Source organism: Streptomyces roseolilacinus (genome assembly GCF_014649335.1).
GTDB classification, from domain to species: Bacteria; Actinomycetota; Actinomycetes; order Streptomycetales; family Streptomycetaceae; genus Streptomyces; species Streptomyces roseolilacinus.
Genome location: NZ_BMSV01000001.1, coordinates 908113 through 930280 on the forward strand (window position 1 = coordinate 908113; position 22168 = coordinate 930280).

The 22168-nt window shown below is 73.9% G+C and carries 22 protein-coding genes and 1 pseudogene; 11 read left to right on the top strand and 12 right to left on the bottom strand.

All coding sequences use genetic code 11. The annotated features are described in order from the left end of the window. The first annotated feature begins 10 nt into the window (after positions 1-10). The 4 genes from IE106_RS04170 to IE106_RS04185 all read left to right on the top strand — a co-directional run bounded on the left by IE106_RS04170 (position 11) and on the right by IE106_RS04185 (position 2630). Complete coding sequence (locus tag IE106_RS04170) at positions 11-547, top strand: SRPBCC family protein (RefSeq protein ID WP_189529833.1); 537 nt, start codon at positions 11-13, stop codon at positions 545-547. 117 nt (positions 548-664) lie between these two features. Next, positions 665-1255, top strand: a complete 591-nt coding sequence (locus tag IE106_RS04175; RefSeq protein WP_189529834.1) for a hypothetical protein — start codon at positions 665-667, stop codon at positions 1253-1255. Positions 1256-1380: 125 nt separating this feature from the next. After that, positions 1381-1917, top strand: coding sequence for a SigE family RNA polymerase sigma factor (locus tag IE106_RS04180; protein ID WP_189529835.1), 537 nt, complete (start codon positions 1381-1383; stop codon positions 1915-1917). Continuing rightward, on the top strand, positions 1914-2630 hold the full coding sequence (locus IE106_RS04185; RefSeq protein WP_189529836.1) for a hypothetical protein: 717 nt from the start codon (positions 1914-1916) through the stop codon (positions 2628-2630). The genes IE106_RS04180 and IE106_RS04185 overlap by 4 nt, the downstream gene beginning before the upstream one ends. Before the next feature lie 124 nt (positions 2631-2754). Here IE106_RS04185 and hemB read toward each other — a convergent pair whose 3' ends face one another. After that, entirely contained in the window at positions 2755-3765 is a 1011-nt protein-coding gene (gene hemB, locus IE106_RS04190) for a porphobilinogen synthase (protein ID WP_189529837.1), read from the bottom strand. A 185-nt stretch (positions 3766-3950) separates the two neighbouring features. Between hemB and IE106_RS04195 the strand changes: the two genes are divergently transcribed. The 3 genes and pseudogenes from IE106_RS04195 (at position 3951) to IE106_RS04205 (ending at position 6265) form a co-directional block, all read left to right on the top strand. After that, positions 3951-4718 carry an alpha/beta fold hydrolase gene (locus IE106_RS04195; RefSeq protein ID WP_189529838.1) on the top strand — a complete coding sequence of 256 codons (768 nt, stop codon included), beginning with the start codon at positions 3951-3953 and terminating at the stop codon, positions 4716-4718. Between the two features lie 34 nt (positions 4719-4752). Then, a pseudogene (locus IE106_RS04200) lies at positions 4753-5288 on the top strand (SMI1/KNR4 family protein). Between the two features lie 68 nt (positions 5289-5356). Beyond that, entirely contained in the window at positions 5357-6265 is a 909-nt protein-coding gene (locus tag IE106_RS04205; protein ID WP_189529839.1) for a DUF6891 domain-containing protein, read from the top strand. 123 nt (positions 6266-6388) lie between these two features. On the opposite strand, the gene IE106_RS04210 is transcribed toward IE106_RS04205, so the two are convergent. Together IE106_RS04210 and IE106_RS04215 are read right to left on the bottom strand one after the other, a co-directional pair. Continuing rightward, a complete protein-coding gene (locus tag IE106_RS04210; RefSeq protein WP_189529840.1) occupies positions 6389-8443 on the bottom strand; it encodes a neutral/alkaline ceramidase in 2055 nt (684 codons plus the stop codon). Positions 8444-8734: 291 nt separating this feature from the next. Then, complete coding sequence (locus tag IE106_RS04215) at positions 8735-9697, bottom strand: helix-turn-helix transcriptional regulator (RefSeq protein WP_189529841.1); 963 nt, start codon at positions 9695-9697, stop codon at positions 8735-8737. Between the two features lie 100 nt (positions 9698-9797). Here IE106_RS04215 and IE106_RS04220 point away from each other — a divergent pair, with 100 nt between their 5' ends. Beyond that, complete coding sequence (locus tag IE106_RS04220) at positions 9798-10343, top strand: DinB family protein (RefSeq protein ID WP_189529842.1); 546 nt, start codon at positions 9798-9800, stop codon at positions 10341-10343. A gap of 289 nt (positions 10344-10632) precedes the next feature. Here the strand turns inward: IE106_RS04220 and IE106_RS04225 are convergent, their stop codons facing one another. From IE106_RS04225 to IE106_RS04235, 3 genes are all read right to left on the bottom strand, one after another. After that, complete coding sequence (locus tag IE106_RS04225; protein WP_189529843.1) at positions 10633-11241, bottom strand: hypothetical protein; 609 nt, start codon at positions 11239-11241, stop codon at positions 10633-10635. Between the two features lie 412 nt (positions 11242-11653). After that, the gene (locus tag IE106_RS04230; protein ID WP_189529844.1) at positions 11654-12574 is read right to left on the bottom strand and encodes a serine hydrolase; all 921 of its coding nucleotides are present in this window, start codon (positions 12572-12574) and stop codon (positions 11654-11656) included. A gap of 197 nt (positions 12575-12771) precedes the next feature. Next, on the bottom strand, positions 12772-13218 hold the full coding sequence (locus IE106_RS04235; protein WP_373295895.1) for an ATP-binding protein: 447 nt from the start codon (positions 13216-13218) through the stop codon (positions 12772-12774). Positions 13219-13382: 164 nt separating this feature from the next. Between IE106_RS04235 and IE106_RS04240 the strand changes: the two genes are divergently transcribed. Both IE106_RS04240 and IE106_RS04245 read left to right on the top strand, forming a co-directional pair. After that, on the top strand, positions 13383-14216 hold the full coding sequence (locus IE106_RS04240; RefSeq protein ID WP_189529845.1) for a helix-turn-helix domain-containing protein: 834 nt from the start codon (positions 13383-13385) through the stop codon (positions 14214-14216). After that, positions 14213-14419 carry a DUF397 domain-containing protein gene (locus IE106_RS04245; RefSeq protein ID WP_189529846.1) on the top strand — a complete coding sequence of 69 codons (207 nt, stop codon included), beginning with the start codon at positions 14213-14215 and terminating at the stop codon, positions 14417-14419. The genes IE106_RS04240 and IE106_RS04245 overlap by 4 nt, the downstream gene beginning before the upstream one ends. A gap of 107 nt (positions 14420-14526) precedes the next feature. On the opposite strand, the gene IE106_RS04250 is transcribed toward IE106_RS04245, so the two are convergent. Then, complete coding sequence (locus tag IE106_RS04250) at positions 14527-15930, bottom strand: MFS transporter (RefSeq protein WP_229839975.1); 1404 nt, start codon at positions 15928-15930, stop codon at positions 14527-14529. A gap of 71 nt (positions 15931-16001) precedes the next feature. Between IE106_RS04250 and IE106_RS04255 the strand changes: the two genes are divergently transcribed. Next, on the top strand, positions 16002-16427 hold the full coding sequence (locus tag IE106_RS04255; RefSeq protein ID WP_189529847.1) for a MarR family winged helix-turn-helix transcriptional regulator: 426 nt from the start codon (positions 16002-16004) through the stop codon (positions 16425-16427). 285 nt (positions 16428-16712) lie between these two features. Here the strand turns inward: IE106_RS04255 and IE106_RS04260 are convergent, their stop codons facing one another. The 5 genes from IE106_RS04260 to IE106_RS04280 form a co-directional block, all read right to left on the bottom strand. Continuing rightward, positions 16713-18380 carry a bifunctional uroporphyrinogen-III C-methyltransferase/uroporphyrinogen-III synthase gene (locus tag IE106_RS04260; RefSeq protein ID WP_189529848.1) on the bottom strand — a complete coding sequence of 556 codons (1668 nt, stop codon included), beginning with the start codon at positions 18378-18380 and terminating at the stop codon, positions 16713-16715. Next, positions 18377-19369, bottom strand: a complete 993-nt coding sequence (gene hemC / locus IE106_RS04265; RefSeq protein ID WP_189529849.1) for a hydroxymethylbilane synthase — start codon at positions 19367-19369, stop codon at positions 18377-18379. The genes IE106_RS04260 and hemC overlap by 4 nt, the downstream gene beginning before the upstream one ends. Continuing rightward, a complete protein-coding gene (locus tag IE106_RS04270) occupies positions 19366-20721 on the bottom strand; it encodes a glutamyl-tRNA reductase (protein ID WP_189529850.1) in 1356 nt (451 codons plus the stop codon). Before IE106_RS04270 ends, hemC begins: the two co-directional genes overlap by 4 nt. Next, complete coding sequence (locus IE106_RS04275; RefSeq protein ID WP_189529851.1) at positions 20718-21521, bottom strand: redox-sensing transcriptional repressor Rex; 804 nt, start codon at positions 21519-21521, stop codon at positions 20718-20720. The genes IE106_RS04270 and IE106_RS04275 overlap by 4 nt, the downstream gene beginning before the upstream one ends. Positions 21522-21892: 371 nt before the next feature. Continuing rightward, the gene (locus tag IE106_RS04280) at positions 21893-22162 is read right to left on the bottom strand and encodes a glutaredoxin family protein (protein WP_189529853.1); all 270 of its coding nucleotides are present in this window, start codon (positions 22160-22162) and stop codon (positions 21893-21895) included. Positions 22163-22168 lie beyond the last annotated feature (6 nt).

Consider the following 22168-nt stretch of genomic DNA (forward strand, 5'->3'; position numbering starts at 1 on the left):
CGATCCCCCCATGCGCTACGCAGACGGCCCGACCGCGACCACCGAGACGCACATCGCCGCACCCCCGGCCCGTGTCTGGGAGCTGGTGACGGACATCGGCCTCCCCGCCCGCCTGAGCCCCGAACTCCAGCGCGCCACCTGGCTCGACGGCGCCACCGCGCCGGTCCCCGGCGCCCGTTTCGAGGGCCGCAACACCCACCCCCTCCTCGGTACCTGGCGCACCCACTCCCACGTCGTCGAGCTCGTCGAGCCGCGCGTCTTCGCCTGGGCCGTCACCGACCCGGACGACCGCTTCGGCGGCGGCGCCCCCGACCCCGGCCACCCCCTGGCGACCTGGCGTTTCGACCTGTCCCCCGCCCCCGGCGGCGCGACCCTCCTGCGCCACACCGTCCGCCTCGGCCCGGCCCGCTCCGGCGTCAGCCTCGCCATCGACCGCGCCCCCGACCACGAGGAGGCCGTCGTGGCGGCCCGCCTCGACGAGCTGCGCGCGAACATGAACGCCACGCTCCACGGCATCAGGTCCCTGGCCCAGCAGCCGGCCGCCTGATCCCGGGGACCTTTTTCCGCCGCGGTGTCATCCGGGTCCACCGCGCGCGGGGTTTGTACGGGTGGAGAGGCGCCCCTCCGTCGAGTCCACCCGCAGTTCCCGAGGAGATCCGCATCCATGACCCGGACGAAGAAGTACGCGGCGGTCGCCGCCGCGGCCGCCGTGCTGGTGAGCGTGCCGACGGGGGCGTACGCCGCCACCGAGCGGAGCACCACCGCGGCGGGCGCCACCACGACGGCCGTCACCGCCACCACGGCCCCCGCCACCGCCCCGCAGAAGCAGTCGCAGGCGTCGGGCATACGCGTCGTCGAGGCCGGTGAGCGCGTCGACGCCGGCCGCGGCTACGCGCTGTGGCTGACCCCCGACGGCAAGCACTGGTCGGACCCCGACGGGTTCGAGAACTTCCGCAGCGTCGTCGACGGCAACATCGACCGGTCCCGGCCCGGCGTCAGCCACCAGTCGGAGGGCGGCCCGGCCGGCGTGTTCCACTCCGGCGTGTACTACGGCACCAAGAAGGCCGCCCGCGTCGAGCTGGTCGCCGCCGACGGCACGCGGACCCCCGCGTCCCTCGTCGAGCTGCCCGGCAGGCCCGGCTGGGGCGCCTGGTACGTGCACACGCCCCCCTCGACGCACCCGGGCGGCCCGGGCGTGGCCCTGTACGACCGCGCGGGCCGGCTCCTCGCCGAGCTGCCCGCCTGGGACTTCTGACCCGTCCCCGACCTGTGGCAGGGCCCGGCACGGGGCGGGCCCTGCCGCAGCACCCCCACAGCACCCCGCGGCACCCACCGCCACCACCCCCGCCCCACCGCCGTACGAACGCGAGGTTCCGCACCGTGCCGCACGAGTCCGACTCCGAGGCCACCGACTTCGCCGCCTTCGCCACGGCGGCCTGGCCCCGTCTGGTGCGCACCGCCCGGCTCCTCACCGGCGACTACCACGAGGCGGAGGACCTGGTCCAGACCACCTTGGTGAAGGTGTACGCGCGCTGGCCGAAGGTCCCCCGCGACGAGGTCGACGTGTACGTGCGCCGGGCCCTGGTCAACAACAACCTCAGCCGCCTCCGCAGGAAACGCGTCGTGCACCTGCTGACGCCGTTACTGCCGGACTCCGCCCGCCACGCCCACGCGGGCCACGCGGACACGATCGACCAGCGCACCGCCCTCATGGCGGCGCTCGCCGACCTGTCCCCCCGCCAGCGCGCCGTGATGGTGCTGCGGTACTGGGAGGACCTGAACGAGCAGGACATCGCGGAGGTGCTGAACTGCTCGCTCGGCACGGTCAAGACCCACGCCCGGCGCGGACTGGAGGCGCTGCGCACCCATCCCGTACTCGCCCCCCGCCTCCACGCCTCCCCCGGAGCCCAGCGATGACCCCCGAATCCCCGACGGAAGCCGAGGCGACCGCTCGAGAGCTCCGCACGGCGTTCGCCGACGCGGCCCACGACGTCACACCCGCCCCGGTCCCCCTGGCGGCCATCGAGCGGGCGGGCCGCACCCGGCGCCGCCGCCGCACGACGGCCCTGGCGACGTGCTGCGCGCTCACGGTGACGGCGATGACGCTCGCCCTGGTCCACGCCCTGGCACCCGCCGGTCCCCCGTCCGTGGCGACGCCGCCGAGCCCGGTCCGGCCGCCGACCCCGTCGCCGTCCGCGTCCCCGTCCGCGAAGCCGCCGAGGATCGTCGCGCCGGGCGAGCGCGTGGACGTCGGGGGCGGCCGGAAGGTCTGGCTCACCGAGGACGGCAAGCGCTGGGCGGACTCCGAGGGGTTCGAGAACTTCCGCAGCGTCGTCGACGGCAACGTCGACCGGTCCCGGCCCGGCGTCAGCCACCAGTCGGAAGGCGACCGGAACGCCGTCTTCCACTCCGGCCTCTACTACGGCACCGAGGACGCCGCCCGCATCGAACTCACCGACGCCACCGGCCGGAAGACCACCGCGACGCTCCTGGAGCTCCCCGGCGAGCCCGACTGGGGCGTCTGGTACGCCACCACCCCGCCCGGCCGGTCCGACGGCGGCGGCGGCGGCGAGAGACTGGCCCTCTACGACGCGGCGGGCCGCCTCCTCGCCGAGCACCCGCCGCTCTAGGCCGTCTAGGCCGCCCGGAGGAACGCGCCGTCCCTCAGGGGCCGACCCTCCGGTGGACCGACCGGCAGGGCGGACCGCCGCCGCCCGGACCGTCGGCCCGGCGCGCCTTCCGCCCCGCCCCGGCTCACCTGCCGGACCAGCTCCGCCCCAGCCGCTGCGCGACCTCGGTGGCCCAGTACGTGAGGATCATCTGCGCGCCCGCCCGCTTGATGCCGGTCAGGGACTCCAGGATCGCCTTGTCCCGCTCGATCCAGCCCTTCTCCGCGGCGGCCTCGATCATCGCGTACTCGCCGCTGATCTGGTACGCCGCGACCGGCACGTCCACCGCGTCCGCGACCTTCGCCAGGATGTCCAGGTACGGGCCCGCGGGCTTCACCATGACCATGTCGGCGCCCTCGTCCAGGTCGAGCGCCAGCTCGCGCATCGACTCGCGGGCGTTCGCGGAGTCCTGCTGGTACGTCTTGCGGTCGCCGCGCAGGGAGGAGCCGACGGCCTCGCGGAAGGGGCCGTAGAAGGCGGAGGCGTACTTGGCGGTGTACGCCAGGATCGCCACGTCCTCCTTGCCGATCGTGTCCAGCGCGTCCCGGACGACGCCGACCTGGCCGTCCATCATGCCGCTGGGGCCCACCACGTGGACGCCCGCGTCGGCCTGGACCTGCGCCATCTCGGCGTACCGCTCCAGCGTGGCGTCGTTGTCGACGCGGCCCTCGGCGTCGAGGACGCCGCAGTGGCCGTGGTCGGTGTACTCGTCGAGGCATAGGTCGGACATGATCACCAGCTCGTCGCCGACCTCGGCGCGCACGTCGCGGATGGCGACCTGGAGGATGCCGTCCGGGTCGGTCCCGGCCGTACCGGCGGCGTCCTTCTTGGAGTCCTCCGGCACGCCGAACAGCATGATCCCCGAGACGCCCGCCTCGACGGCCTCCGCGGCGGCCTTCCGCAGCGTGTCGCGCGTGTGCTGCACGACCCCCGGCATGGCCTGGATCGGCACCGGCTCGCTGACGCCCTCGCGGACGAAGGCGGGGAGGATCAGGTCGGCGGGGTGCAGGCGGGTCTCCGCGACCATCCGCCGCATGGTGGGCGTGGTGCGCAGCCGCCGCGGCCGCGCCCCGGGGAAGGATCCGTACGCAGTCATGCCTTCACGCTACGCCCGCCCCACCCGTGCCTTTGCCGACGCGCAGTCGGCGCGCCACCGCGCCCCACCACCCACGATGCCCCACCGCCCGCACGCCCCGCCGCGCCCCCGCGCCGACCCCGGCCCCACCCCACCGGATACCGTGTCCCGGCCGTGACCACACCGCCGTCGGGGGGAGACAGACCGTGCGCAGCGCAGCCGTGACGGCCGCCGGGGACCGTGTCCGCTGGGTCGAGCTGCCGGGCCGGGACCCGGCGCGCGTCTACGTGCACGGCCTGGGCGCCACCTCCCCGGCGTACTTCGCCGCGACCGCGGCGCACCCCCTCCTGGCCGGCCGGCGTTCGCTCCTGGTCGACCTGCTCGGCCACGGCCACAGCGACCGCCCCACTTCGTTCGCCTACACCCTCGAAGACCACGCCGACGCCCTCGCCGAGGCCCTGCGCGCCGCGGACGTCACCGGGGCCGAACTCGTCGCGCACAGCATGGGCGGTTCGGTCGCCGTCGTGCTCGCCGCCCGCCACCCCGGGCTGGTCTCCCGGCTGGTCCTGGTCGACGCCAACCTCGACCCGCTGCCCCTCGCGCCCGGCACCGCCGGGAGCAGCGGCATCGCGGCGTACGCGGAGGAGGAGTTCGTCGCCGGCGGCTGGCGCGAGGTCCGCGACCGGGTGGGCCCGCACTGGTGGTCGACGATGCGCCTGGCGGGCCTGGAGGCCCTGCACCGCAGCGCCACCCACCTGGTGCGCGGCACCACCCCGACCATGCGGGAGCTGCTGCTGGGGCTTCCGGTGCCCCGCACGTACCTGTTCCCCGAGGCCGACGGCCCGCTGACCGGCGCGCGGGAGCTGACCGCGGCCGGGGTGAGGGTGGTGGCGGTCCCCGACTGCGGCCACAACATCATGCTGGACGCCCCCGAGGCGTTCGCCCGGGCCGTGGCCGAGGCACTGCCCGGGTGAGGCGGCCGTCGGTGCGGGTGGCCGGCCCGCGCGGGTGACGCAGACGCCCGGCGACGACCGCCGCCTCCCGCCCGCCCTCGCCGAACCGGCCCGACTGGGCTTCGACCACGACGGGGGCGACGGCATCGACTTCGACCGTACGACGCCTTCGACTCCGCCGAGGAGACCACCGACTGGTTCCGCCACTGGACGGGCGACCCCGAGCCGGACGACGTCCCCTGCCGCGTCTTCGGCCAGGACGGCTCGGGCGGTCCCGCGGCGGTCTGGTCCGCGTGCCCCGGTCGGCCCCTCCCCGAGCAGCCCGTGGTGTTCCTGGGCTCGGAGGGCGAGAGCGGCGTGGTCGCCGGGAACCTCTCCGACTTCCTGTGGGTGCTCGCCGACGGCGTCGGACCGCTGGAGTCCGTGCTGTACGGGCCCCCCGAGCCCCACTCGAGCGCGCCGCGCACCGAGCTCACCGCGCTCGCCGAGCACCACGCGACCACCCCGCGCCGCCCGGCCCGCGACATCGTCGCCGAGGCCCGCGCGGAGTTCCCCGCCTTCACCGAGGACCTCGACGCCCCGTGCCGCTGAGGCGCGGTCAGCGGGGCTGCGGAGGGCCGGGCGGCCCCGTTGTCAGAGGGGCGTGCCAGAGTCCGTACATGCTCGAGATCGCGGTGGAGAGGGAGAACGGCGAGCGGCACGTCCGCGTGTCCGCCAGGGAACTGGCCCGGCTGGTCCGCCGCGACGGCGACCGCTCCCTGCTGGTCCGGCGGATACCCGACCCGCCGGGCGTCTTCGTCCGGGTCTCGCGCCGGGCCGGCCGCCCCTACACGGTGGAGCGCCGCGACGACACCGCCGGCCGGCACTTCCGGGCGGTGACCGACAGCCCCTGGGCCGTCGTCGCGGCGATCGCCGGCTGGGCGCGCCGGGAGGCCGGCTGGGAGGCCGACCTGGCCTGGTCGCCGCTGGACACCGGCCCCGTAGGGGAGGTGCCGCCGCTCGAGCTTCCCGAGGGCGAGCGCGAGAGGCTGGAGGCGTACGTCCGCGAGGTGCTGGCCGGCGGCTACGTCTCCCGCGCCGAACTGGCCGATTTCGCCGAGGACCACCTGGCCACCGCGAAGCGGCGTCCCGTCTCGCCCGAGCAGGCGCGGGCGCTGGCCGACCGGCTGTGGCTGGAGCGCGTCGCGGAGCAGGCCGAATGGCAGGGCGAGACCGACCCCGAAAGGCTCACTCGCGCGTTCACCGCCCTGCGGGAGGCCGGCATCACCGCCCGGGAGAACTTCACCTGCTGCAGCACCTGCGGTCACGCCGAGATCGGCGACGCCGGCGAGCCCGGCGCCCGCGGCTTCGTCTACTTCCACTCCCAGTGCACGGATTCCGCCGTGGCCGGCCACGGGCTGACGCTCTTCTACGGCGGTTTCGACGACTCCCCCGAGACCGCCACCGCCGTCGGCCACGAGGTCGTGGCCGCCCTCGAAGCGGTCGGCCTCCGCGCCGAATGGGACGGCGACCCCCGCTGGGCCATCGTCATCACCCCCCTGGACTGGCGTCGCCGCCTGGCCGGTTAGCGATGCGCCCGAAGACGATCGCCGGGCCGGCGCCCACCGGGTGACGGGCGGTGCGCCACCGGGATCGGACGCTTCGCCACCGGCGGGCCGCGGCTCCGTGGACGATCGGCCGGGTACGGCCCGTCAGCGGACCGTGAAGGCGGGCGACGTCCCGGTGAACGGGGTGACGGTGCCGATGACGCTCCTCGCGTCGCCGCGGTACACGATGCGGTGGCTGCCCGGGGCGGTGCCCCGCGGGACGTCCCAGACGACGGTGACCCGGGAGGCGGCGATCCCGTCGCGCTTCCAGTGGAACCGGGTCGCCCAGTCGCCGTCGTCGGCCACGGTGCGCCAGGCCCCGCCGGGCTCCTGGCGCTGGACCTCCAGGTACGTCCCGCCCCGGTGCAGGTCGTTGCCCGGGTGGGCGCCCGCGAAGACGACCTCGACCCGTTCGCCGGCCCGGTAGGTCTCCCGCGGGGGCACCAGCACGTCCCCGAACCTCCGGAAGGCCGGCGGCGCGTCCAGCACCACGCCCGGCTGCAGGGAGAGCGCCCTGCCGGACAGGTCCGGCGCCCCGGGGCCGGCGGGCAGGTCGGTGCCGTCGCGCAGCGCGGTGGCCAGTCCGGCCGCGGTCTGCTGGAGCGCCGGGAGCTGCCAGCGGCCGAACAGCGTGCTCCCGCCCTCGTAGTGCTGGGCGTCGTACTCCTCGGGGGTCGTCACGTAGTGGAAGTACGCGTTGGCGTACCCGGCGACCAGCACGTCGTCGAGTTCCGCCCCCACGATCCCGGCGACCGTGCGGCGCAGCCGCAGGCCCGCGCAGATGGTGACCTCGCCCGGGATGCCGATGAGGTACAGCCGGCCGATGCGGACCAGCATCACGGGCACCCGCTCCTGCACCCAGGGGTAGACGCGGTTCATCTCCCCGAGGGGCACGACGACGTCCTTCGGCGCCTGCGCCTGGGCGAGTTCGGGCGAGACCGTGTAGACGATCGAGTCGGATATCGCGTCCCAGAAGGGGTTCTCGCCCTCCTCGAACCCGGGGAAGGCCGGGCCGTCCTCCATGCTGCCGGCCGCCATGGAGGCGCCGACGCAGGGCTTGGAGGTCCGGTGGGTCCGTCCGTCGCCGGTGAACTCGGGGCGCACCGTGACGTCGGAGAGGTCGACGTGTACCAGCCGGGAGTCCACCGGGCCGGACAGCCTGACGCCGGGCCGCTCCGTCTGGGCGGCGGCGGCCTCGTACTGGCGGAGTCCGCTGGCGCGGGCGCGGTCGAAGTCCTCCGGTGTGGTGGGCGGCCTCAGGTCGAGGTTGGGCGACATGTCGCCGCTGTTGGTCTGGGCGAACGCCGAGACGAACGCCGGGGAGCCGTCGGCGAGGTAGTCGACGTCGTGGACCTCGCGCTCCCAGTGGTAGGCCGCGTACCCCTTGTTGTCCGCGCTGATGAGGCGGTTGTCCCCGGACATGCTGGTGCTGTGCACCGGGAACCAGTTGACGGCGCCCACCACCCGTCCGGCCCGCTCCACCCGCAGCAGGGTGGTGAGGGGGTCGACGGCGTCCGGGAAGTGGTCGCGGTCGGCCTTCGGGTTGCGTGCGAAGGCGGCCCGGGAGCGGTTGACGCTCGCCCCGGTCAAGGTGCCGTGGCTGAGCACCAGTTCGGACGGGGCCAGGTCGTCGTGGGCCCGCTGGGCGGCTTCGAACAGGCCGTCCGCCACCGCCTCGAAGGTCTTGCGGTGGAAGCCGAACGTGGTCGTGTTGTACAGCAGGTGGTGCGCGTAGCCGCCGGGACCGGCGTGGGTGTGGGTGGCGGTGACGAGCACGTTCTGCTCGGTGTAGAGGTCGCCGTACCGCTCGGCGAGCCGCCGCAGCACCGCCTGGTGCACGCTCGAGAAGATCATCGGCGAGTCGGCGACGATCAGCATCACCCGCCGGCCGCTCGCCCTGTCGACCACGGCGAACGCGCGCGCCCGCAGACGGGTGTGCAGCCCGGCGGCCTGCTGGTCGAACCGGCCGTAGCCCATCATGCCGACCTCGGCCACCTCTCCGGTGGCGTCGGCGAGCCCCCGGCCGACGAGGTAGCCGGCGTCACCCGCGGGCGCGGCGGCGGCCCGGCCGGTCATCGGGGCGCCCACCAGCCCGAGGCCGGCGAGGGTTCCCGCCCGCAGGACCGTGCGCCGGTCGTGAACGGGACGTTCCGCGGACATCTGCTGCTCCTCCGGCTCGGCCGGCCCGGCGGCACGCGGGCCGGCCGCGGCGCGGGGGTGCCCGCTCCCGCGCGGCCCTGACGGGGGCCTGACGCTTCGTAAGGGGGATTCCGCGCGACCTGACGACCGTGCGGACACGAACAGCGTTCGGATTCTGCGTCGCCATTGGTACACCGATCGTCATGGCGCCACAAGAGGTGCGGCGGCACCGCGGGGGATGGTCCGTGTCGTGGCCGCCGGGGCCGTGGGCACGGGCGGTGGCAGCGGGGGCCGTCCGGACCGGCCGGGTGGTCAGTCCCTTGTCGCGCGGTCGAACCGGGCCGCCCAGTCGCGGAGTTGGTCGACCATCTCGGCCGGTTCGAGCACGCGGAACTCGGCGCCGAGGGAGCCCAGGGCCAGGGTCGGCCAGTCCAGCGAGTCGCTGGTCATGCGGACCCGGCAGTGCTCGGCGTCCACCTCCTCGACCGTGCTCCACCGTCCGATCCGCTGCCGTACGGTCGCGGCCGGCGCGTCCACCAGGGCCGTCACCCGGTAGGGGCGGGGCAGGCCGCCGATCCCGGCGCGGACGAACTCGGCGGCGTCGGCGGCGGGCAGGGCGCGCGGGCGGAACGGCGTGCCGGTGCCCTCCGGCGCGGTGAGCCGGTCGACCCGGAAGCTGCGCCAGTCCTGCCGGGTGAGGTCGTACGCGACCAGGTACCAGCGGCGCGCGAGGCGGACCAGCCGGTGGGGCTCGACCTCCCGGTCGGTGCGGCGGCCGTCGGCGGCGGTGTAGCCGAAGCGGAGCCGTTCGCCGTCCCGGCAGGCCAGCGCCAGCGTGGTGAGCACGCCCGGGTCGACGCCCGCCCGGTCCGGGTTGCCCCAGCCGGCGGGCACGGTCATCGCGCGCAGCGCCTCGACCCGGTGGCGCAGCCGGGCGGGCATCACCTGCGCCACCTTGGCCAGCACCCGGATCGACGATTCGGCGATGCCCTCCACCGCGCCCTCCGCGGCGGTGTGCAGCCCGACGGCCAGAGCGACCGCCTCGTCGTCGTCGATCACCAGGGGCGGCAGCGCCGCGCCCGCGGCGAGCTGGTAGCCGCCGTCGACGCCGCGCTGGGCCTCCACCGGGTAGCCGAGCTCGCGCAGCCGGTCGACGTCCCGGCGCAGGGTGCGGGCCGAGACGCCGAGCCGGTCGGCCAGTTCGGGGCCCGGCCAGTAGCGGTGGGTTTGCAGGAGGGACAGCAGTCGCAGTGTCCGGGAGCTGGTGTTCGCCATGCCTCCGATCCTCCCGGCAATTCAGGACGGAAAGTGGCCGCTATGGCTCCTACCGTGGTCGTGGAACGAGGAACACGGAACCCACCGGAGGCGGAAGACCATGACCGAGACCCCGAACCCGAACGAGACGGCCGCCCCCACCGGCGAGCGCGCCGACCTGCTGCAGACGCTGGGCATGCACCGGAACTTCCTGCGCTTCACCACCCAGGGCCTCACCGACGAGCAGGCCGGGCGGCGGACCACCGTCAGCGCCCTGTGCCTGGGCGGCCTGGTCAAGCACGTCGCCGAGATGGAGCGCCTCTGGGTGGACTTCATCCTGGAGGGCCCGTCGGCCATGCCCGACTTCAACGCCATGACCGAGGCCGACCAGGCCGCGCGGGCGGACGAGTTCCGGCTGCTGCCCGGCGAGACGCTGGCCGGCGTGCTGGCCGAGTACGAGGCGGTGGCCCGCCGGACCGACGAGCTGGTCGCCGCCCTGCCCAGCCTGGACATGGACCACCCGCTGCCGGAGGCGCCGTGGTTCGAGCCCGGCCTCCGGTGGTCGGCCCGCCGGGCGCTGCTGCACGTCATCGCCGAGACCGCGCAGCACGCCGGTCACGCCGACATCATCCGCGAGTCCCTGGACGGCGCCAAGACGATGGGCTGACCGGGCCACCCGGCCTCCCGGAAGCACCCGGACGGAAACCGGTGGCCGGCGGGCACGCCCGCCGGGTGCTCCACGGCGGCGGGGAGGCCGGCGGCCGGCGCGCGGGGGACGGCGGCCGGGCGGCCGCCCCTTCGCACCGCCCGCCCGGTCCGGCAGGGGACGGCCCCACGGACGCGGAGGCCTCCAGGTCCCCCACCCGCGTCCCCGGGACGTCCGCCGACGCCTCCGGGGCCCCTCCGCCGGAGGATCCCCGACGCGGCCTCACGCCGGGACGAGAGGTGACGCGACCTCAGATGGTCGGGGTGTCGTCGACGATCGGCTTGTGAATCTCCACGACCGGCTTCCACCCCGCGGAGAACTCGATGAATTCCGCACGGGTGGGGTAGGTGTCGATCGCGCGACGGTCCCGCTTGGGGCTGTCGCTCGCCTTGCGCCCCCGGGGGATCTGCTCCTCGAAGATGTCGACCTTCACGTCGGGGACCTCCTTGAGGCCCTGGCGCCAGATCTGCACGACGTCGGCGCCGAACGCCTGCCGGGCCGCGGCGTAGAGGGCCGTGAGGGAGCCCCTGTCCCCACCGGGGACGAAAAGCGCCAGGTCCAGCACGACGCCGGCCGACTGGAGGACCTCGATGGTCTCCGGGCCGTCCTCGTCGGCCACGTAGACCCCGGCTTCGTTCTCGTCGTCGGGAAGGCAGGAGACCTCTTCCTGGAATACGGTCCTCGCCGTGATCGAGCCGCCCTCGAAATCCTCACCGGACTTGGTCAGAAAAGCAGGGACGTAGCAGTCGGGAAGTTTGAGTTCTGCCGTGTCGGCGGAAACGAGGATCCTGTCCTTCACGCCGAGCTTCGTCACCTCTTCCAGCGAGAGGCGGCGAGCGGCGATCTTCTCCGTGTTCACGATTTCCCTTTCAGGTCGCACTGTCCCTCCGAGCGAGGACGCTACCACGAAACCGCGAGGTCAACTGCCTCGTAAACCCTGGGTATATGACCTCCTACGGCCTGCACGGGAGGGCAACGGAGCGAGTGCCGTTCGGCCGGGAGCACGCATTCGCCGGACAGTGGCCCTCGTCGTGGTGCCGGGGGTCAAATGGCTGTTGTATTGCGGTGCGCCGGGCGGCACGGAGGGACTGAAAGAGGGCTTACGGTAGATATCCCCCATACCACCTTCGGGAAGGTGGTGGCGGGGTAAGGCGAACCATTCGCCGTACGTCTCGAAGAGCGCGGGGGAAACCGACCGGATGGCCCGGCCACGCAACACCGGGGACCTCCACCGGCACCATCCGGACGGAACGCGAAGCCCTCGTGGAGCGTCAGCCCTGCGGCGGCACGGGGACGAGCGCCTCGCTCGGCCGGCTGGTCGGGGCGAAGCGGGTGGTTCCGGGCCCGGTCGGCACCAGGGCCTTGTGGATGGCCTGGGAGACGTTCTGGATGGTGGTCACGCCGTAGTTCATGGTGCTGTTGTCGTGCGTCAGCACGGTGATCGCGTAGTCGTGGCCGGCGCCCTGGAAGGTGCCCAGGCTGTGCACGCGCCAGCCGTGCGTGGAGCGCTGCACCCAGCCGTTCTTGACCCCCACGGAGACGGAGGACGGGGCGCCGGCCGGGGTGCCCCAGCGCTGCGAGGAGACGACCTGGCCCATCAGTTTCCGTATGTAGGCGCGGGCGTTGTCGCTCAGCACGCTGTTCCCGGTGGTGACGAGCGACAGCAGCCTCTGCTCGTCCCTGACGTTCACCTGGGTCAGGCCCCAGTAGCCGCCGCTGCCCGGCACGGTCCTGGTCATGCCGGCGGCGCTCAGGAAGCCCTTGATCTTTGTCGTGCCGAGCTGCTTCCAGAGCTTGCTGGTCGCGGCGTTGTCGGACTTGGTGATCATGGCTGTGGCGAGCGACTGCTCGGTGCCCGTCAGGTACCTGTTCTGCTTCTTGGCGTCCCACAGCAGCGCGGCGAGCACGGTGACCTTGACGGTGCTGGCCGAGTCGTAGGAGTGGGCGGCCCGCAGGGTGCAACTGGTCTTGGTGCCGCGGTCGTAGAGGCCGACGGCGACGGTGCTCTTGCGGCCCGCGAGGGCGGCCGTGATGTCCTTCTTCAGCTTGTCGGCGAGGCCCGCCTTGGCCGACGTGCAGCTCACGGTCGGAGTGGCGGCGACGGCGGTGGTCGGAGCGAGGGCGGGTACGAGCAGCGCGGCGCTGAGGGCGGCCGCGAGCGCGCCGCCCCGGCCTATGGTCCGGCGAGTCATGGAGAAGTCCCCTTCGAGGTCCTACGGGCGTCCCCCGAGCGCCGTCGAGCGCACGCGGGCATCGCCTCGTGGGACTCACCGGGACGATCGGAGGTTGTACGCGGGTTCAGGGAGCGGAGGGTTCCGGGGCCGGCCCTCCGGAGCGGGCACCCCGGCGAGCGGCCGGGGCGGCCCGGGGAGGGTCCGCACGCCACCGCTCACGGGCCGTCGCCGGGAGCGGTGTCCAGTTCGGCCCACACCGTCTTGCACGGCACCGGGCCGTGCCGCACGCCCCAGCGGTCCGCCAGCTCCTCGACCAGCACCAGCCCGTACCCGGACTCCCCCAGCACCTCGCCGGCGAGCCGCCCCCGTACCGGCGTCCGGTCGCCCCGCGTGTCGGTGACCTCGACGCACAGCGTGCCCGAACCGGTGAGGGCCAAGGTGAGGCGGAAGCTCCGTCCCGGCACCCGGCCGTGCAGCACGGCGTTGGCGGCGAGTTCTCCGACGACGAGCAGGGCGGCATCCGACTCGGCACCCCACTCCCGCAGCCGCTCGGCCGCGAGCAGCCGGGCGAGCCGGGCACCGCGCCGGGTGGCGGACAGCGGTACGGAGAACCGGTGCAGGGGTTCGAACGACGACTCGGCAAGCGTTTCGGTCTGGTTCACGCCGCCCAGCGTGGCCGCGCCCGGCCGCCGGTTGAAGGACGGCCGCCCGGGCGGACACCCGCTGTCCGCCCCCGTCCCGCCCGCGTCCGGGCTGTCCGGGGTTACCGGGACGCCGCCCGCGCCGTTGAGCAGGGAAGGGCCGACGCGGAGGGAGGGCGGCAGACGTGATCGACGGGGACACGGATCTGGACGACGAGGAGGCGGGCGCGGTGGTGCGCGCGGTGGCCCGCCAGCTGAAGCTGTGGCGCGAGGCGGCCGGCCTCACCCAGACCGAGTTCGGCCGGGCCATCGGTTACGGGGAGGAACTGGTCTCCTCCGTGGAACGGGGCCGCCGCATCCCCCGCCCCGAGTACCTGGACGCGGCGGACGAGGTCCTGGGCGCGGGCGGCAAGGTCGCGGCGATGAAGGAGGAACTGGCGGAGGTCAGGTACCCGAAGAAGGTCCGGGACGTGAAGCGCCTGGAGGCGGAAGCGGTCGAGATCTGCTCCTACAACAACTCGGTCGTCGACGGGCTGTTGCAGACGGAGGAGTACGCGCGGGCGGTGTTCGCTTCCCGCAGGCCGCCTTACACCGAAGATCAATTGGAACAGCATGTAGCCGCTCGGATAGCTCGCCAGGCGATCGTAAGGACCACAACCGCCAAGCCACTCTTCAGCTTTGTGCTGTGCGAGGCGACTCTACGTCGGCTCATCGGAGGCAAGGTGGTGATGCGCGGGCAACTTGAACGACTGTCGGAAGTAGCCCGGCTCCGGAACGTCGACCTGCAAGTCCTGCCCCTCCACCGAGAGGAGAACTCAGGACTCGACGGCTCGTTCCGACTCCTCAAGCTCAGGGACGGAGCAGCTGTGGGACTCAGCGAAGCACCACTCACTAGCCGCGTCTTCTCGGGCCCGAAAGAGACCACGGCTCTCGACATGCGCTATGGCATCATCCGGGCGCAAGCTCTCACACCACGAGAGTCCCTCGACCTCATCGAGAAACTGCGGGGAGAGACATGAGCCTCAAGTCATCTGACGGAGCTGGTCCCGAGCTGGAGTGGATAAAAAGCAGCCACAGCACAGCGGACGGCCCGTCCTGCGTCGAGGTGGCGACCGCCCCCGACCGCATCCTCGTCCGCGACTCCAAGAACCCCACCGGCCCCCGCCTCGCCCTCGCCCCCACCACCTGGGCGGCCTTCGTGCCGTACGCCTCCGGGCGCTGACGCAGCGAACGCACGCGGCCCGCACCCGACTTCACGGGTGCGGGCCACGCGCACGGCCCGGGCGCGCCTGGCCGTGTGCTTCCCGTCCGGCCGGCCGGACGGGTACGTCACAGCTCGGCCGGGGCCTGCCGCGTCCGGGGGACGAGGAGCGCCGTGGCGGCGCCCGCGGCGACGATCGCCGCGATCCAGCCGACCGCGGCGCGGGTGGTGTCGCCGGTGCCGGCGGTGAGGGTGACGAGGACCGCGAGGCCGACCGCGCCACCGAGTTGCTGCCCGGTCGTGGCGATGCCTCCGACGGTGCCCTGCTCGTCGTCGGCGGACCCCGTCGCCGCGGTGGCGAACATGCCGGTGAACACGATGCCCTGGCCGACGCTGAGGAGGAGCAGGGTGGAGAGGAGCACGGCCCAACTCGTCTCCGCCCCGATGGCGGCGGCGAGGACCACCAGCCCCGCTGCTCCGATCAGGTTTCCGCCGACGAGTGCGACGCGCAGGCCCCGCGTGGCCAGACGCCCGCCCACGTGGGTTCCGATCAGGACGCCCGCGCAGGGGACGACGAAGATGAGCCCCGTCGACAGCGCGGACAGCCCGCGGGTGTCCTGCAGGTAGATGGTGACGAAGTAGGCCAGCGCGCCGAACCCCGCCATGAAGAGGAACGTCGAAGCCGTACCGACCACCAGGTGGCGGTTCTCGACGTCCTTCTTGCGGAACAGCGGCTCTGCCGCACGTGACTCGACGATCACGAGTGCGGCCGCCACGAGGGCCGCGAGCCCCAGGCACGCCCACGTGGCCCGCGAGGACCACCCGTCCTCGGTGGCGAACGTGAACCCCGCCACGGTCAGTCCGGCCGCGGCGGTCGCGAGGACGCCACCCGTGAGGTCGAGGCGTCCGGAGGGCGCCTCGGGGCGGTCGGGGGGCACGCTGCCCCACGCGAGGACGACGACCGCCGCCACGAGGGGGACGTTGACGAAGAAGACGGCGCGCCACCCCAGCGCCTGCGTCAGCACGCCGCCCAGGATCGACCCGAGGACCATGCCGGCCGAGCCGGCGGCGCCCCAGATCCCCAACGCCCGGTTCCTCGCCGGTCCCTCCGGGAAGCCGGCGCCGAGCAGCGCCAGGATCGCCGGCGAGAGCGCCGCCCCGCCCGCGCCCTGGATTGCTCGCCCGATCACCAGCATCGCGGGCGAGGTGGCCGCGCCCCCGAGGACCGAACCGAGTGCGAAGAGCGCCACCCCGGCCATGAACAGGCGCCGTCTTCCGTACCGGTCGACCAGGCGCCCGCAGAGCAGCAGGAGCCCTCCGAAGGCGACCGCGTAGGCGCTGATCACCCAGGGGAGGCCGCCCGGCCCGAAGCCGAGCTCGGCGATCTGCGGTAAGGCGACGAAAACGATGTTGTAGTCGATGCCGACCAGCATCTGCGCGAGCGCCACGGCGGCGAGCAGCGTCGCGGCGCGACGAGTGGTCGAGCCCGTGGCGGGCCGGGTCTGTGGGGTGCCCTGGTATGCAGACGTCACGATACTCCAAACTCGGAAGGTCCGAGTTCGGACTTTAACAGTTCGGATGATCTGTTGGTAAGGTGGACCCCGTGAACGCACCGACCGAGCCACAGGCCGACTCAGCCGCACTGTGCGGGCTCGTCGCCCGGTTCAATCAGCGCCTCGACGCCCACGCGCGCAAGGTCGCCGACCGACTCGGCATCACCAGCTCGCAGGTGATCGCGCTGCGCGAGCTGTCCGAGCCGCTCACGCTGACCGACCTCGCGGGGCGGATGTGCTGCGAGGCGTCCAACGCCGGGTACGTGGTCGACCGGATGGCGCAGCAGGGGCTGATCACGCGCCGGCCCCACCCCACCGACCGCCGGGCCAAACTCATCACCCTGACCGACGCGGGGGCCTCCTGCCGGCGCAACGTCCTCGCCGCGCTCAGCGAGGAGACGCCCACGTCGGCGCTGACCGCGCGCGAGATCGCCGACCTCAGCGCCCTCCTGGCGAAAGCGATCACGACCCCCTGACCGCCGGGCCCCGCGCACACGCGAAAGACTCCCGCCGCCGCGCCGTGCGATCAGGCCGGGGACACCCGTGCCCGGCCGGGCGCCGGCGCCCTTCGAGGGCAACGGGCCACCGGACGGCGGGCACCGCGGGGGCCGGGCGGCGGCAACGGCGGTGGCGCCCCGAAGCGGCCCCGAGCCGCCCCGGAGGCCGCCTCCGCGCAACCGCCCTCGAAGCCCCCCGCACACGCCGACGGGGCGGAGGGGCACCCTTCGTGCCCCTCCGCCCCGCCACCGGTCACGAACCGGTCAGGTCGTCGTCCGCCGCCGCCGCGCCCCCGGGCGCCGCTCGGAGGGCCGGGTGACCGGGTCGCCCGCCTCCAGCGCCGCCGTCCGCCGCTTCGCGCCGAACTCCGCCAGCGCCTCCGCCAGCTTCGTCACCGACGGCTCCGGCGACAGCACGTCCACCCGCAGGCCGTGCTCCTCCGCCGTCTTCGCGGTCGCCGGGCCGATGCAGGCGATCACCGTCACGTTGTGCGGCTTGCCCGCGATGCCGACCAGGTTCCGCACGGTCGACGACGAGGTGAACAGCACCGCGTCGAAACCGCCGCCCTTGATCGCCTCGCGGGTCTCCGCCGGCGGCGGCGACGCGCGCACGGTCCGGTACGCCGTGACGTCGTCGACCTCCCAGCCCAGCTCGATCAGCCCGGCCACCAGCGTCTCGGTCGCGATGTCGGCGCGCGGCAGGAACACCCGGTCGATCGGGTCGAAGACCGGGTCGTACGGCGGCCAGTCCTCAAGCAGCCCCGCCGCGGACTGCTCCCCGCTGGGCACCAGGTCCGGCTTGACGCCGAAGTCGATCAGCGCCTTGGCGGTCTGCTCGCCCACCGCCGCGACCTTGATCCCGGCGAAGGCGCGGGCGTCGAGCCCGTACTCCTCGAACTTCTCGCGGACGGCCTTCACGGCGTTCACCGAGGTGAAGGCGATCCACTCGTACCGGCCCGTGACCAGGCCCTTGACCGCGCGCTCCATCTGCTGCGGGGTGCGCGGCGGCTCGACCGCGATGGTCGGGACCTCGCTGGGCACGGCGCCGTACGACCTGAGCTGGTCGGAGAGCGAAGCCGCCTGCTCCTTGGTGCGCGGGACGAGGACCTTCCAGCCGAACAGTGGCTTGGACTCGAACCACGCGAGCTGGTCGCGCTGGGCGGCGGCGCTGCGCTCACCGACCACGGCTATGACGGGCTGGTGGCCGTCCGGGGACGGCAGCACCTTCGCCTGCTTCAGCGTCTGCGCGATCGAGCCGAGCGTCGCCGTCCACGTCCGCTGCCGGGTGGTCGTCCCGGCGATGGTGACGGTCAGCGGGGTGTCCGGCTTGCGGCCGGCCGCGACGAGCTCGCCGGCGGCGGAGGCGACGGAGTCCAGCGTCGTGGACACCACCACCGTGCCGTCGGACGCGCCGACCTCGGTCCAGCAGCGGTCGCTCGCGGTGCGGGCGTCCACGAAGCGGACGTCCGCGCCCTGCGAGTCGCGCAGCGGCACACCCGCGTACGCGGGCACGCCGACCGCGGTGGCGACGCCGGGCACGACCTCGAAGGGGATGCCGGCGGCGGCGCAGGCGAGCATCTCGGCGCCCGCGTCACCGTCGAGCCCCGGGTCGCCGCTCAGCGCACGCACCACCCGCTTGCCGCCCCGCGCGGCCTCCATGACAAGATTGGCGGCGTCCCTCAACACCGGGACCCCGGCGGTCATTGACGCCTCGTCGACAACCGTCAGCTCGGGCGTGCTCACGCCCGCCCGCGCATGGCCGCGTACGACATCGAGCACATCGGGCTCGGCGATCAGTACGTCCGCGCCCGCCAGCGCCTCGACGGCGCGCAGAGTCAGCAGCCCCGGATCACCGGGTCCGGCGCCGAGGAAGGTGACGTGCCCGTACGCGGAGAACGCCGAGGAAGCCTTGGATGCAGTGATGGGGCTCAAAGTGCTCGCTCCCCCATAAGACCGGCCGCGCCCTTGGCGAGCATCTCGGACGCGAGTTCGCGACCGAGGGCCACCGCGTCGTCGTGCGACGTGGGTACGGGACCGGTGGTGGACAACTGCACCAGCGTGGAGCCGTCGGTCGTGCCGACGACGCCGCGCAGGCGCAACTCATGAACATCCTGATCGCCGGCCACCAGGTCGGCGAGCGCGCCCACGGGGGCGGAGCAGCCTGCCTCGAGGGCGGCGAGCAGGGACCGCTCGGCGGTCACGGCGGCGCGGGTGTGCGCGTCGTCGAGCTGGGCGAGTGCCGCCACCAGGTCGGTGTCGGCGGACAGGCACTCGATCGCCAGGGCGCCCTGGCCCGGCGCGGGCAGCACGGCGTCGACCGGCAGGAACTCGGTGACCTCGCCGATCCGGCCGAGCCGGTTCAGCCCGGCGGCGGCCAGGACGACCGCGTCGAGCTCGCCGCTGCGGACGTACCCGATGCGGGTGTCGACGTTGCCCCGGATGGCGACCGTCTCGATGCGCAGCCCGTGGTCGCGGGCGTACGCGTTGAGCTGCGCCATCCGGCGCGGGGCGCCGGTGCCGATCCGTACGACGCCGCCCGGCGCGGACGCGGCCAGCTCGGCCAGCGGCAGCCCGTCACGGGCGACGAGCACGTCGCGCGGATCCTCGCGGACCGGGATCGCGGCGAGCACGAGGTCGTCGTGCTGCGCGGTCGGCAGGTCCTTGAGGGAGTGGACGGCGAAGTCCACCTCGCCGGCGAACAGCGCGTCGCGCAGCGCGGTGACGAAGACGCCCGTGCCGCCGATCTGCGCGAGGTGCTCGCGGGAGGTGTCCCCGTACGTGGTGATCTCGACGAGCTCCACGGGGCGGCCGGTCAGCCGGCGGACGGTGTCCGCGACCTGCCCGGACTGGGCCATGGCGAGCTTGCTGCGCCTGGTTCCCAGCCTCAGTGCCCTCTGGGTGCTCTGGGCCCTCTCGGTCATACTCGCCCTCGGTTCACGTCGGCGTCATTCAGGTCGGCCCGCGAGACGGCGGCGACCGTCTCCGGGTCGAGGTCGAAGAGTGTGCGCAGCGCGTCGGCGTACCCGGCGCCACCGGGCTCGCTGGCGAGCTGCTTCACGCGCACGGTCGGCGCGTGCAGCAGCTTGTCCACGACGCGGCGCACCGTCTGGGTGATCTCGGCGCGCTGCTTCTCGTCGAGGCCGGGGAGCCGCCCTTCCAGGCGGGCCATCTCACCGGCGACGACGTCGGCGGCCATCGTGCGCAGGGCGACGACGGTCGGGGTGATGTGCGCGGCGCGCTGGGCCGCGCCGAAGGCGGCGACCTCGTCGGCGACGATGCCGCGCACCTGGTCGACGTCGGCGGCCATGGGCGCGTCGGCGGACGCCTCGGCGAGGGACTCGATGTCGACGAGCCGGACGTTCACCATGCGGTGCACGGCGGCGTCGATGTCGCGGGGCATGGCCAGGTCGAGCAGGGCCAGCGGCTCCCGGCGGCCGATCATGGCGGTCTCGACGGCCTGGCCGGTGAGGACGAGGCCGGTCGCCCCCGTGCAGGAGACGACCACGTCGGCGCGGGCCAGCTCGTCGCCGACCTCGGCCATGCGGACGGCGCGGGCCGCCACGCCGGTGCCCCCGGGCTCCGTCAGGATCCGCACCAGGCGCTCGGCCCGCTCGGCCGTGCGGTTGGCGACGACGATCTCGTCGACGCCGACGCGGGCGAGGGTCGCCGCGGCGAGCGACGACATCGAACCGGCGCCTATGACCAGGGCGCGCTTGCCCTTCGCCCAGGCCGGCACGTCCGCGCCGCCCACCGCGAGCTGCTCCAGGCCGAAGGTCACCAGGGACTGCCCGGCCCGGTCGATGCCGGTCTCGCTGTGGGCGCGCTTGCCGACCCGCAGGGCCTGCTGGAACAGGTCGTTCAGCAGCCGGCCCGCGGTGTGCAGCTCCTGGGCGCGCGCGAGGGCGTCCTTGATCTGGCCGAGGATCTGGCCCTCGCCGACGACCATCGAGTCCAGGCCGCAGGCCACGGAGAACAGGTGGTGGACGGCCCGGTCCTCGTAGTGCACGTAGAGGAAGGGCGTGAGCTCCTCCAGGCCGACGCCGCTGTGCTGGGCGAGCAGCGTGGACAGCTCGGCGACACCGGCGTGGAACTTGTCCACGTCGGCGTAGAGCTCGATGCGGTTGCAGGTGGCCAGGAGGGCGGCCTCGGCGGCCGGCTCGGCGGCGAGGGCGTCCTGGAGCAGCTTGTTCCGCGTGTCGGGGTCGAGGGAGGCCCGCTCCAGCACGCTGACGGGCGCGCTGCGGTGGCTGAGGCCGACGACGAGGAGGCTCATGCCGGCATCACGGCGGGAACGTCCCCGTCTGGTCCCTTGCGGCCCGCGGTCGACGCGGGGGAGGCGGCCACGGCCGCCGGGGCCGCCGCGCGGACGGCGGCGGCGGACGGCAGGTCGGCCCCGCCGACACCGCCGTCCTCGCCGGCCTTGCGCTGCTCGTGGAAGGCGAGGATCTGGAGCTCGATCGACAGGTCGACCTTGCGCACGTCGACGCCGTCCGGGACGGACAGGACGGTCGGCGCGAAGTTCAGGATGGAGGAGACCCCGGCGGCCACGAGCCGGTCGCAGACCTGCTGGGCGGCGCCGGCGGGCGTGGCGATGACGCCGATCGAGACGCCGTTCTCCTCGATGATCTTCTCGAGGTCGTCGATGTACTGGACGGGGATGCCGGCGACGGGCTTGCCCACCATCGACGGGTCGGCGTCGATCAGCGCGGCCACCCGGAAGCCGCGGGACGCGAACCCGCCGTAGTTGGCGAGGGCGGCGCCGAGGTTTCCGATGCCGACCATGACGATCGGCCAGTCCTGCGTCAGGCCCAGCTCGCGGGAGATCTGGTAGACGAGGTACTCGACGTCGTAGCCGACGCCGCGCGTGCCGTAGGAGCCCAGGTAGCTGAAGTCCTTGCGCAGCTTGGCGGAGTTGACGCCGGCGGCCGCGGCGAGCTCCTCGGAGGAGACCGTGGGTACGGAGCGCTCCGACAGGGCGGTGAGCGCCCGCAGGTACAGCGGAAGCCGGGCGACGGTGGCCTCGGGGATGCCTCGGCTACGGGTCGCCGGTCGGTGAGTTCGGCCAGTTGCCACGGTGCTCCTGCGGGATGAGCGGGGCTGCGGGCGGCCCGTCCCGAGACCGCCCCGTCGACAGCAGGCTATGTCTTTGTGAACGCGTGCACAAAGATGATGTCCGCTTTGTCCGCGCAAAGTGACCGGGGTCACGCAAGTCCTTCGCGCCATCGTGGAACCATCGGGAACCTCAGCGCGTTCGATCTCCGGATAGGGCAAAGCCGTACACACTCCCTACGATGTCGCCCCCGAAACCGAACAAAACGCACCCGATGGTAACCGTCTTCGGCCATCGGCGGCGCCACCGTGCGCCGGCGGCGCCCCGACCCTCCCCGACCGGCCCCGGTCGGCCCGGTGGCCGCCCCCGGGCGAGCCCGGCCGCCGGCCCCCGGTCAGCCCAGCAGCGCCCGCCGCAGCCGCGCCTCGTCCACCCGCCAGAACGTGTGCTGCTCGCCGTCCACCAGCACCACGGGGATCTGCTCCCAGTAGGCCCGGTGCAGCTCCTCGTCCTGTGTGATGTCCCTCTCCTCCCACGCCGCGCCCGTCTCCGCGCAGACGCGCTCGACCACCTCGCGCGCGTCGTCGCACAGGTGGCACCCGGGCTTCCCGATGAGCGTCACGGTCCGCGGGCCGGCGGACCCCTTCTTCGTACGTCCGAACATGCGCCC